This is a genomic window from Segatella baroniae B14, from assembly GCF_022024235.1.
GTDB lineage: Bacteria > Bacteroidota > Bacteroidia > Bacteroidales > Bacteroidaceae > Prevotella > Prevotella bryantii.
Map to the genome: position 1 here is coordinate 87,436 of NZ_CP091799.1, position 12,985 is coordinate 100,420.

The following is a 12,985-nucleotide window of genomic DNA, read 5'->3' on the forward strand; positions in this document are numbered from 1 at the left end:
ATAGCAAAAATATTTTGTCATATAGGAGTAAATGTATTGTTTTTATCAAAAATCAGAGTTTTTTTACCAAATCCTAAAAATTGGCAGATAAATCTTTTTGTATCTTTGCAGACATATAACTTTTACTCTAAACGATGAAAAAAATCTTATTAATAGCCTTATTATTTGTAGCTGGCTGGTCTGGTTGTCAGACTGTAAATGCCAAAGCAAAAAAACAATTATGGCCTGATGGCACTCCTATAGATTCTTGGTTTAATGATACCACTAAGGTTGATGTAGCACAGTTGGGCAAGAAATATGTGATTACAGACTATGGTGTTGTTCGCGATAGTAATCTAGTGCAAACTGCTGCTATACAGAAAGTTATAGATGTGGCTTCTCAACAGGGAGGTGGTGTAGTTGTAGTTCCTAAGGGAACTTTTCAGACGGGTAGTTTATTTTTTAAGAAGGGTACTCATCTTTATGTAGAAGAAGGTGGTGTGCTCAAGGGGTCTGATCGTATTGAGAACTTTGCTATTCAAGAAACTCGTATCGAAGGGCAAACCTGTAAGTATTTTACGGCTATCGTTAATGCCGATGGTCTGGATGGATTTACCATCGCCGGAAAGGGAACAATTAATGGTAATGGCTATCATTATTGGAAGGAATTTTGGATTCGTCGCGAATGGAATCGTCAGTGCACCAATAAAGATGCTCAGCGTCCTCGTCTTGTTTATATTTCTAATTGTAAGAATGTAACCGTACAGGATGTGCATCTTATCAATAGTCCTTTCTGGACCAATCATCTCTATAGAAGCAACCATGTGCGTTATTTAGATTGCTATATATATGCTCCGACAGAGGGTGTAAAGGCACCAAGTAGTGATGCTATTGATATCGATGTATGCGATGATGTTTTGATAAATGGCTGTTTCATGAATGTAAATGATGATGCCGTAGTATTAAAAGGTGGTAAGGGTACTTATGCTGATGTTGATTCAACGAATGGTCCTTGCAATCGTATCATGATTCAGAATTGTCATTATGGTATTGTCCATGGTTGTCTGACATTGGGAAGTGAAAGTGTTCACGACCGTAATGTTATCCTTCGTAACATTAAGGTTGATAAAGCACATCGTGTGCTTTGGTTAAAGATGCGTCCTGATACACCTCAGCATTATGAGTATGTTACAGTAAGCAATATTACTGGTAATTGTGAGAACTTCTTAGTTGTTCGTCCTTGGACCCAGTTCTATGAAAAGCAGAATCGTCCGGATATGCCTACAAGTCAGTGCAATAATATTGCGATAGAAAATATTAAAATGGATTGTGGTAATTTCTTTAATGTAGGGACTAGCGATAAATACATCTTGAATGATTTTTCATTTAAGGATATCCATATTCAGGATGAGAAAAATTCATTCGATAAGAATATGATTACCAATACAACGGTAAAGAATGTTGTCATCAATGGTGAAAAGGTGAAGTAATGATTATAGGAAGGACCATGAAAATAAAATTGTTATTAGCAGGCTTGCTTTTGAGTGCATTAGGGGTGTCTGCTCAGACATATCAGTTTGATATGACAAAAAGTCAGCCTAATTATACAGATCAAGCAGGATATGGCTATGATGTTGTAGCTGCACCAGAACAGAAAGATATTAAAAAAGCATTCTTTTTTTCTGTAAAAGTTCCGGATGGTAATTATCGTGTTACCGTAACTTTAGGTAGTAGTAAGCGTGCAGCATCTACAGTTGTTCGTGCGGAATGTCGTCGTCTCTTTCTTGAAGAGTGCGTAACGAAGAAAGGTAAATATCAGACATTCTCGTTTTTGGTCAATAAGCGCAGCCCTTATATTAATAATAAGGAACGCGTACTTATAAAAGATAGGGAGAGAGAATATCTTCATTGGGATGATCGCCTGACATTGGAGTTTAATGGTTCTGCTCCTGCTGTTCGGGAGATACGAGTTGAGCGTGATACGATAGCACCTACAGTTTTCCTTTGTGGCAACTCTACTGTTGTCGATCAAGCCAAAGAGCCTTGGGCTAGTTGGGGACAGATGATTCCTCGCTGGTTTGATGATCAGGTATGTTTTGCTAACTTTGCGGAAAGTGGACTTACGGCATCATCTTTTATCGCCCAGAAACGTCTTGATAAAATTATGAGTATGATTAAGAAGGGTGATTATGTGCTTTGTGAATTTGGTCATAATGATCAGAAAGAAAAAGGTCCCGGTGCTGGCGCATATTATAATTTCTCCTTTGCATTGAAGAAATTTATAGATATGACTCGCAAAGCAGGGGCAACCATAATTTTTGTTACTCCAACGCAGCGTCGTGCATGGGATACAAGTAAGACTAAAATTTTAGAAACACACAGTAATTATCCGGAGGCGATGCGTGCTGTTGCTATTCGAGAAAAGGTTCCTGTAATAGAACTTCATGACATGACTCGTACATTCTTCGAAACTTTAGGTTATGACAATAGTACGAAAGCTTTGGTTCATTATCCAGCAAATACATTTCCTGGTCAGACAACAGCATTGGCAGATAATACACACTTCAATCAATATGGCGCTTATGAAGTGTCAAAAATGGTTGTGATGGGCATGAAAAAGCTTCAGTTGCCAATTGTTAATAATTTAAGAAATGATTGGAAAGATTATAATCCAGCCCAACCAGATGATTGGAAAACATTTCATTGGGCACTTTGTCCGATTTATGAGACGATAAAGCCAGATGGTAATTAGATATATATAATAAAAAAGGTATTTTCCCCTTCTTGAACGTGAGTTTTGGAAGGGGATTTTTTTTTGTACTCATTGTAAATGTTAAATATCAAAAAATAAAGTCTTGTAATCAAAAATTACGGGTGTATAGATACAATTTTAGGTACTTTTGCCATCGTAATAAACTATACTTAATAAGATTATACCATCGGTTGCGCATCAACCTACGGCCTAATTTTAACAAAATATGCCACGAAAGACCTTGTGCTGGTTACATGTGGACCTAATAAAGATAATATAACAACCTAATTAATAACATGAATAGTAAAAAGCTATTAAAAACAACAGCTCTACCAACGGTAGTTGCATGTTCGGCTTTAGCATTCAGTCCTTACGGAGTGCAGACAGCTAATGCTGCAGTTCAGATTGCCCAGCAGGCTAACAGTATCAAGGGTACTGTAGTAGATGATATGGGTGAGCCTGTTATTGGTGCTACTATCAAGGTAGTTGGTGCCAAGGGCACAGGAACAGTAACCGACTTGGATGGTAATTTTGTATTGAATGTAAAGCCAGGTACCAAACTACAAATCTCTTAAATTGGTTATGATAATGTAACAGTAGATGCAAAGAATGGTTTAAAAGTGCAGCTGAAATCTGCTGGTGCTGTAAATCTGAAAGGCGTCGAAGTTGTAGCCTATGGTGTTCAGAAGAAAGTGACCGTTACAGGTGCTTTGTCATCTGTCAAAGGTGATGATTTGGTAAAAACTCCAATATCTTCTGTTAATAATGTTTTGGCGGGTCAGCTTTCAGGTGTGACAACTGTTCAGTATTCCGGTGAGCCTGGTAGTGATGCAGCTTCTATTTTCGTTCGTGGTAAAGGTTCATGGGAAAATTCTTCTCCATTGATTCAAGTTGATGGTGTAGAACGTTCTATGAGCGATATAGACCCTAATGAAATTGAAAGCATTACGGTCTTGAAAGATGCATCTGCTACTGCTGTGTTCGGTGTACGTGGTGCAAATGGTGTTGTTTTGATTACTACCAAACGTGGTCAGGAGGGTAAAGCTAAAATTACAGCTTCTACAACATTCTCAGCGCTGACACCTACTAAAATGGTAGAGCAAGCTTCTTCTTATGATTATGCCACATTCTATAATGCAATGTTAGCCAATGATGGTAGTGGAGCTCGTTTTTCACAGTCTGTTATTGATCACTTCAAAAATGGTGACGATCCTATTCGTTTCCCAAATATGAAGTGGGCTGATTACATTATGAAAGATGTTACTTTGCAGACACAGAGTAACGTGAATATTTCTGGTGGTACTAAGAAACTCCGCTATTTCATCAGTGCTGGTATGTATACCACTGGTGGCTTGTTCAAGCAGTTTGATGAGTCATATGATAATGATTATCGTTATGAGCGCTTTAACTATCGTGCTAATATAGACTTGGATCTCACTCCAACAACTACGTTGAGTGCGAATCTTTCTGGTATGATAGATGAGGCTAAAAAACCATATACAGGTCAGGGCTCATCTGGTATGATAAAGAATATTTATTATGCGACTCCTTTCTCAAGTCCTGGTATTGTTGATGGTCGTTATATTGTAAATACTGTATCAACAGCAGATAACAGTGACGGTCAAGTCCTTCCATTTGTAGGAAGTACAGCTATGACTTATTATGGTTCTGGTTTTATGAACACTAATAAGAATAAGTTGAGTATGGACTTGCAACTTACTCAAAAATTGGATTTCATTACAAAAGGTCTTTCTTGGAGAGTTAAGGGCTCATATAATAGCCAGTTTGATGTTTATAAGCAGGGCTCTGCTTCTGTAGCTACTTATACCCCAGTATATCAGGGGCTTGATGCTGAAGGTAATTCTACATATCTTTATCGTAAGAATGGTGATACGACAGAACCTTCATATGCTGAAAGTCGTGGCAAGGCACGTGATTGGTATTTTGAAACCGCTTTTAATTATAATCGTACCTTTGGTATGCACACCGTCGGAGCTCTTGCTTTGTATAATCAGAGTAAGACTTATTATCCTTCTGGTAGTTATTCTGATATTCCTCATGGTTATGTAGGTTTGGTTGGTCGTGTTACTTACGACTGGAATAACCGTTATATGGCTGAGTTTAACGTAGGTTATAATGGTTCTGAAAACTTTGCACCAGAAAAGCGATATGGTTTCTTCCCTGCAGGTTCTGTGGGATGGGTAGCTAGTGACGAGCCATTCTTTAAGCCTTTAAAGAAAGTGATTTCTTTCTTGAAACTTCGTGCATCATGGGGCCTTGTTGGTAATGACTGGTTGGGTTCTGCTTATCGATTCTACTATACAGCAGACCCATATACACCTAACCAGACAGCTTTGTTCAATAGAACAGGTAAAGATGGTGGTGCATATGGTTACAACTTTGGTGTAGAAAATGGTACAACAAAGTATGGTGCTATCGAATCTCAAAAGCATAATCCAGATATTACATGGGAAACTGCCTTTAAGCAGGATTATGGTGTAGATGTTAATTTCTTTAATGATCGTCTTCGTGCAACATTTGATTATTTCAGGGAGCGTCGTAAGGATATCTTCGTTTCTGATGGTACTGTTCCTACTTTCATAGGTTTTACTGCACCTCGTGCAAACTTGGGTGAAGCGAAATCTTGGGGTTATGAAGTTTCTTTAAACTGGAATGATAAGATTGGCAAGGAATTCCGCTATTGGGTAAAGGCAAATCTTTCTTATAACCAGAATGAAGTCATTGATGCTCGAGAGGCACCTATGAATAACGAATATCAGTATTCTAAGGGTCATCGTATTGGTGCTCGTTCTCAGTATAAGTTCTGGAAATTCTACTATGAAGGAGCTGAGACTGATTATGAAAAGGAATTTGGTTCTGCGTTCCCTAAGCAGTTGGTAAATACGTTGGAACCTGGTGATGCTGTTTATGTAGATTTGGATAAAAATGGAATCATAGATGGTAATGATATGAGCCGTGATTATGGTTATACAGATGATCCTGAGTATATTGCAGGTTTGAACTTCGGTTTCCAGTGGAAAGGTCTTTCATTGAATGCTCAGTTCACAGGCGCTTGGAATGTATCTCGTATGCTTAGTGATGTGTTCCGTCAGCCATTCTATAGTTCTTCTTCTACAACAGAAGGTGGCTTGCTTCAGTATCATGTAGATAACACTTGGACTGCAGAGAATCCTTCTCAGAGTTCTGAATATCCACGTGCGACTTGGACAAATGCCGCTCAGAACTATGCTACTTCTACATTATATGAAAAGGATGCTAAATACTTGCGTTTGAAGACCTTGATGGTTGCATATGATTTCAAATTCCCATTCATGAAGACTTTGGGCTTAACTCAGTTACAAGTTTCTTTGAGTGGTTACAACCTCTTTACAGTTACTCCTTATAAGTGGGGTGATCCTGAGACTCGTGCTTCTAATGCACCTTCTTATCCACTTCAGAGAACATATACACTTGGTGTAAAGGTTGGATTCTAAACGATAAAGATAATTATGAAATTAAATAAATTATATAAAGGAGTTACTTGCCTTTTGTTGGGTACTGCGATGTTTACTGCTTGTACCGACAAAGTTGCTTTTGGTGATTCTTTCTTGGATAAGGCTGCTGGTAACACGGTAACAGAGGATACTGTTTTTAACAGTGCAGAATATACTGGTCAGTTCTTAAATTCCATATATGCACTTCAGTATTATGGATTACCATATAATAATAATTGTGGTAATTCTGCTAGTCCATGGACTGGTAAATTTGATCAGGTTACCGATTGTTGGTTAATGCATTGGGATAATAATACTATTTATAAGGCTTATTATTCTGGAACATTGGATGCTACTCAAACGCCATTGTTCTCATATAGTAATGATAATGTATGGCAGGCTGTTCGTGCAGGTTGGAAATTAATTGAGCATCTTCCTACTGTACCAGGCTTGACAGATGCTGAAAAGGCTAGTATGGAAGCACAGGCTAAATGTCTGATAGCAGCACGTTACTTTGATTTGTTCTCTGTTTATGGTGGACTTCCGATTGTAGATCATGCTTATACAGGTACCGAGGGTAGCTATGAGTTGCCACGTGCAACTGTAGATTCAACAGTACAATTTATGACAGGTTTGTTGGATGAGGCAATTCAGTCTGGTGGTTTACGTTGGGCTTATGATGGTAATACTACAGAGACAGATTCTACCAATAATATTGGCCGTTGGACTAAGGCTGGAGCTATGGCCTTGAAAGCTAAAATTTTGACTTTCGCTGCTTCTCCAATCTTCAATGCAGACCAGGGTTATTATGGTGGTTCTTCAGAGGCTGAGCAGAAACATTTGGTATGGTATGGTAATTATGATGCAACACGTTGGCAGAAAGCTCTTAAGGCTTGTCAAGATTTCTTTGCAGAATTGAGCGCTCATGGTTGGTATAAATTGACACAACCAGAAGATGTCGGTTGTACAAGAACTCCGGATGGTTATCGTCAGGCCTATCGTAAAGGTTATGCACATCAGGGTAGTCATGAGATTATTCACTCTGTTCGTGTTGGTGGTGTAGATGCATTTAAGTCTGGTACTTATACTTGGCATCAATGGCATGATTCTCCTGCTCGCCAAAACTGTCTTCCTACTCAGGAATATATAGAAATGTTCCCTTGGAGCGATGGTACTCCATTTAATTGGAAAACTGATTCTATTAAGGGACGTTTAACAGGGGTTAATGGTCGTATGTTCTATAAGTACAAAGCTGTTCGTGGTGGTGTTGTAAAAACTGCATCTCGCGACCCTCGTTTATATGAAGAGTGTATTGTTAATGGTCAGCAAAAGTCTTTAGACTGGACTTCTGGTACATCTAATGGTGATGTTTATGAACTTTGGGTCGGTGGCTATGATGCTGCTTATAATGTCGCTTCTTATGATGATAAGACCAGTAAAGTAAAGGTGACCGAGGCCTTAACTTCACGTTATGCTACAGGTTACGATGATAACAAATATTATATGAATCAGGACTACCTTCGTCAGTATACTCAGTGGGTATATTTGAGTTTGGATGAAATGTATCTGATGTATGCTGAATGTTTGGCACAGACAGGTAATCTGACATCTGCTCTTGATCAGGTTGATATAGTTCGTAGTCGTGTTGGTTTGGATCCATTAGCTAGTTGTAATCCAACTCTTAATTTGACTTCAAACAAGGATAATTTGATCAATGAAATCCTTCGCGAACGCGCTTGTGAGTTAGGCTTGAGCAACAATCACTATTATGATATGATTCGTTATAAGAGAGGTGATTGGATGACAAAACCTCTGCATGGTCTGATAACTTATCGTATGCAGAAGAATGCTGCCGGTAAGTGGGTTAGAGTATATGGTCCTTGGATGGGTGCAGATAAAGATGCAGGAGAGGTTGAACCTTCTCGTTTTGAATATGAGAAGTTTGAAATCCAAAATCGTAAACATGCATTATGGGGTCAGAATCCAACATCACAGACTGTTACTAAATGGTTCTTGTGGCCTTTCCCACAGTCAGAAATCAATAAGCAGTATGGTCTGGTACAGAATCCAGGATGGTAATTTTTTTGATATGTTTATTATCAATTGTTAATTGAATCACAATGAATAAGAAAAATATATATGCGATTTCTCTGCTGGTAAGTTCTGTCTTACCAGCAGTAGCGCAAAATGATTCTGTTAGTTCTGCTAGTCGATTTGTTAATCAGACTATTGAGGTTGGAGCCAACAAGAATTTTACACGTAAGCATTCTACGGCAGCAGTTACCGTTATCGAGAATAAAGATGTAAATAAGCGTTCAGCCAAAAACATCGGCAATTCTATTATAGGTCAGGGTGGTAATGGTCTTGTCTCTTTGCAAAATGCAGGTTTGTATTATGCTGCTGATCCTACTTTTTATGTTCGTGGACTTCAGTCATTAAGTACTAGCAATCCTTTAATATTGGTTGATGGAATTGAGCGTGATATTACCTTTATAGATCCACTTGAGGTTGAGAGTGTAGCCATCTTGAAAGATGCAGCAGCAACAGCTCTTTATGGTTATAAGGGTATTAATGGTGCTATTCAGGTAACAACAAAACGTGGTAAGTATAATTCTAAAGAAATTAAGGTAACTTACGACCATTTATTTAATTACCAGATAGATCGTCCTAAGTTTATTGATGCACCTACATATGCGAGCGCAATGAATGAGGCTTTGGCTAACGAGGGTGCTTCTGCTAAATATACAGGACAGGAAATAGAAGCGTTCCGAAATGGAACTTATTCTAATCTCTATCCAAATGTAAATTGGGTAGATGAAACGTTCCGTCATCATGGTGTAACCAATAAAATAGGTGCAGAGTTCACGGGTGGAACGAATAATTTCCGTTATTATACGATGGTGAATTTGCTTTCTGATAAAGGATTCATCAACAACACGAAGGATGATAATGGTAACAATACTCAGGATAAATTCGTACGTGGTAACCTTCGTATAAATCTTGATGTCGATTTGACCAATACGACCAAGATGAAGGTGAATGCCTTGGGTATGTTAAGTGAAATGTCTCGTCCTGGTAACCAGACCGATCTTTGGGGCTTGGTATATGCTTTGCCAGCAGCTGCATTCCCAATTAAAAATGCAGAAACTGATCTTTGGGGTGGTAGCGTAACATGGGCTGGTACCAATAATCCTGTGGCGAATACAGCTGGTGCTGCTTATTATAAATTGCATAATCGTGCATTATATGGTGATGTAACCTTAGATCAAGATTTAGGTATGTTCTTGAAAGGTTTAAGTGCAACTTTAAAATTTGGCTATGATACTTATTCTACTGTTTATGAGAATCATAGTAAAACATTCCCTTATTCATATTACACCGCTATTGATTGGGAATCTGGCAGTCCTGTTGGTACAGGTTTAACTACTGGTGGTCAAGCTGGTACACAAAGTCAGGAAGCTAATACGAATTCATATCATAAGCGTTTTACTTTTAATGGAGGCTTAAATTTTGAACGTAGTTTTGAGCATCATCATTATTGGTATTCTTCTTTGCGTTGGGATTATGAATATGAAAATGCTACAGGAGTAAATACAACCGTTTATCGTCAGAATGCTTCTTGGCTCAATCATTATGAATACAAGAATCGTTATATTGCAGAGTTAGCTCTCGTAGCTTCTGGTTCTAGTCGTTTAGCACCGGGAACCAAGTGGTCTTTCTCACCAACAATAAGTGGTGCTTGGATTATCAGTAACGAGAACAATGTTAAAGATTCGAAGTGGATTGATCTTTTGAAACTTCGTGTGTCTTATGGTCACCTCAATGCTGATTATCTTCCAGGCGATAATGTATGGACTTATTATACACAGAGTTATTCTACTGATGGTGTAACATATCCTTTTAATTCTGGTTATGATTCCGATTTCGGTCGAACAACTTTGGGTCAGATGGCAACCATAAGTCCTTATCATGAAACTTCTGATAAGTTTAATCTTGGTTTTGATGCTAGCTTATTTAAAGGTCTGAATATTCAAATGGATCTATACTATCAGCATCGTGATAACATTTGGGTTTCTGGTTCAGGTGCTTATGGCTCTATTATTGGTTTTTCAGCACCTTATGTAAATCAGGGTGTTGTAAAGAGTTGGGGCTATGAAGCCAGTGCTGATTATACACATACATTTGGCCAGGTTAAATTTAATGTTGGTGGAACTTTCTCTTTGAATAAGAATAAGATTCATAATCAGGCAGAAGAGCCACGTGCTTATGATAATTTGGTAACAACAGGTTATCCTTTAAATAGTATTTGGGGATTAAAGGCTCTTGGTCTATTCCAAAGTGAAGAGGAAATTGCAAATAGTCCTACCCAAACTTATTCATCTGTTCATCCTGGTGATATCAAGTATGAAGATGTTAACGGTGATAACAAGATTGATGATAATGATAAGGTAAAATTAGGTTATAGCACCGCTGCTCCTGAAATTTACTATACTTTCCATCTTGGTGCTGAGTATAAAGGATTTGGTTTTGATGCAATGTTCCAGGGCGTAGGACAGTATTCTGCTATTTTGAATACAACAGGTTATTATTGGGGCTTAATCAGCAATCGTACTCTTTCTCAGTACGTCTATGATAATCGTTGGACTCCATCTAATACAAGTGCAGAGTTCCCTCGCTTAAGTTCTAGCTCTAATGCTAATAACTATCAGACAAGTTCTTTCTGGATGCGTGATCGTAGCTTCTTCAAGCTTCGCAATGTAGAAGTGTATTATAACTTCCCTAAGGAATTGTTAAGCAAGACAGGTTTCTTAAATGCTGCTAAACTGTATGTTCGTGGTGTAGATTTATTTACTTGTGATCATATTAAGACAGTTGATGCAGAATCATATGGCGCAACGAGTCCGTTGAACCGCAGTCTTGTTGTTGGTGCTTCACTTACATTCTAATAATAAATTGAATAAAGTTATGAAACTTAGAAATATATTTTTGGCATCTGCTGCGGGACTCCTTGCATTAAGTTCATGCTCAGACAAAATGAATTATGAAGAGTATAATGTCTATGATGAGGCATATATTCAGGAGATGTTCGGTCGTGTAGGAGGATTTATGACCAAAATCTATAATGATATCGATTATGATTTTGGTAATTATTCTGGTGCAATGTTGAGTTCAGCGACAGATGAATCTGTATATTCACATCCAGGTAATGCTGTAGAGGATTTCTACAATGGTGCTTGGAGTGCTACAAATTCAAAAAACTCTTATTGGACAACAGCTTGGGATGGTATCAGTTATTGTAATTTGGTTCTTGATAACTTCTCTGGTTTGACTTTCCCAGAATACCTTCTTGATGTGCATTATAAGGAGGAGATGAACCAATATAAGAACTATACATATGAGGCTCGTTGGGCTCGTGCTTATTTCTATTTTGAATTGGTTCGTCGTTATAAGAATATTCCTTTGAAAACAAAGCATATGGATGCAGACGAAGCCAATGCACTTCCTCAGGTATCATCTGACTCTATTTTCCAGTTTATTGATGCGGAATGTGCAGCTATTCAAGATAGTATTGTTAAGGACTATACAGCTATTGGTTATCCTACAAAGTCTGAGACCGGTCGTGCTAACAAATTGGCTGTTATGGCTCTTCGTGCACGAGCTGCTTTGTACCATGCTAGTCCTTTGTTTAATACTAACAATGATAAGAATTTGTGGCTTGAAGCAGCTAAACGTTGTAATGAAGTTATCGTTGAAGCTAAAAATGAGGGCAAAGGATTATCTAACGATTATGCTAAGATGTTTGGTAGCGACAGTTGGAGCGATGCTAATGCTCAGAAGGAAATTATCTTTGGTCGTCGTACAGCAGCCAGCAACTCTTTTGAGAAATATAATTTCCCAATTGGTCTTGAGAATGCAGGTGGTGGCAATTGCCCTACGCAAAACTTGGTAGATGCTTTCGAAATGACCAACGGTAAGGCTATAAATGAAGAGGGCAGTAATTATGATCCTCAGAATCCATATGCTAATCGTGATAAGCGTCTTGCTCTTATTGTGGCTCGTAACGGAGAAGTTTGGCCTGATCAAGAATTGGAGACATATGTTGGTGGTGCAAATTCTTCTTCTGTTACCTATGGTACTCCAACCAGTTATTATTTGAAGAAATACGTTAACCAGAGTACAATCATTAAGGCTAATGGTGCAAGTAGCTTCTATCATATTTGGATTACATTCCGTCTGGCAGAGTTCTATTTGAACTATGCAGAAGCTGCACTTAACTACACGGGTAGCGGCTATACTGCTCCTACAGGTTTGTCGATGACGGCAGCTCAAGCCATTAATACGGTTCGTAAACGTGCTGGTCAACCTGATTTGGCTACAAATTTGGATTTTGATGCATTCAAGAAGAAGTATGAGAATGAACGTTTCGTAGAACTTGCTTTTGAGGGGCATCGCTTCTTTGATCTTCGTAGATGGAAGGAAGCTCCAGAATACTTGAAGACTATCAAAAAAATGACGATTACCAAGAATACAGATGGTAGTTTGACTTATACACCAGGTACTCTTGAGACACGTACTTGGAAGGATGCTTGGTATCTCTTCCCATTCCCTCAGAAGGATATCATGAACTGTAATTATGTTCAGAATCCAGGGTATTAATGTGTTAACGACCTCATGATTTCATATTGTTTGGCTAAGGTTTTTATACCTTAGCCAATACTTAGTCTAATACTTTTTACAAACTTAATAATTTAAACTTGTT

At 38.3% G+C, this 12,985-nt stretch carries 5 protein-coding genes and 1 pseudogene; all 6 read left to right on the forward strand.

Annotation, left to right across the window (positions count from 1 at the left end; genetic code table 11):
• Positions 1-134 precede the first annotated feature (134 nt).
• The 6 genes and pseudogenes from L6469_RS00395 to L6469_RS00420 all read left to right on the forward strand — a co-directional run bounded on the left by L6469_RS00395 (position 135) and on the right by L6469_RS00420 (position 12,882).
• Positions 135-1,469 carry a glycoside hydrolase family 28 protein gene (locus tag L6469_RS00395; protein WP_006283697.1) on the forward strand — a complete coding sequence of 445 codons (1,335 nt, stop codon included), beginning with the start codon at positions 135-137 and terminating at the stop codon, positions 1,467-1,469.
• Between the two features lie 17 nt (positions 1,470-1,486).
• Positions 1,487-2,731, forward strand: a complete 1,245-nt coding sequence (locus L6469_RS00400; protein WP_006283698.1) for a rhamnogalacturonan acetylesterase — start codon at positions 1,487-1,489, stop codon at positions 2,729-2,731.
• A gap of 296 nt (positions 2,732-3,027) precedes the next feature.
• A pseudogene (locus tag L6469_RS00405) lies at positions 3,028-6,225 on the forward strand (SusC/RagA family TonB-linked outer membrane protein).
• Between the two features lie 15 nt (positions 6,226-6,240).
• Entirely contained in the window at positions 6,241-8,304 is a 2,064-nt protein-coding gene (locus tag L6469_RS00410) for a RagB/SusD family nutrient uptake outer membrane protein (RefSeq protein WP_006283702.1), read from the forward strand.
• Between the two features lie 41 nt (positions 8,305-8,345).
• On the forward strand, positions 8,346-11,171 hold the full coding sequence (locus tag L6469_RS00415) for a SusC/RagA family TonB-linked outer membrane protein (protein ID WP_074548610.1): 2,826 nt from the start codon (positions 8,346-8,348) through the stop codon (positions 11,169-11,171).
• A gap of 19 nt (positions 11,172-11,190) precedes the next feature.
• Complete coding sequence (locus tag L6469_RS00420) at positions 11,191-12,882, forward strand: RagB/SusD family nutrient uptake outer membrane protein (protein ID WP_039871375.1); 1,692 nt, start codon at positions 11,191-11,193, stop codon at positions 12,880-12,882.
• Positions 12,883-12,985: the final 103 nt, after the last annotated feature.

Bases quoted from the DNA above. Each gene is read 5' to 3' on its own strand.
- L6469_RS00395 (WP_006283697.1), top strand. From the start codon at position 135: ATGAAAAAAATCTTATTAATAGCCTTATTATTTGTAGCTGGCTGGTCT.
- L6469_RS00400 (WP_006283698.1), top strand. From the start codon at position 1,487: ATGAAAATAAAATTGTTATTAGCAGGCTTGCTTTTGAGTGCATTAGGG.
- L6469_RS00410 (WP_006283702.1), top strand. From the start codon at position 6,241: ATGAAATTAAATAAATTATATAAAGGAGTTACTTGCCTTTTGTTGGGT.
- L6469_RS00415 (WP_074548610.1), top strand. From the start codon at position 8,346: ATGAATAAGAAAAATATATATGCGATTTCTCTGCTGGTAAGTTCTGTC.
- L6469_RS00420 (WP_039871375.1), top strand. From the start codon at position 11,191: ATGAAACTTAGAAATATATTTTTGGCATCTGCTGCGGGACTCCTTGCA.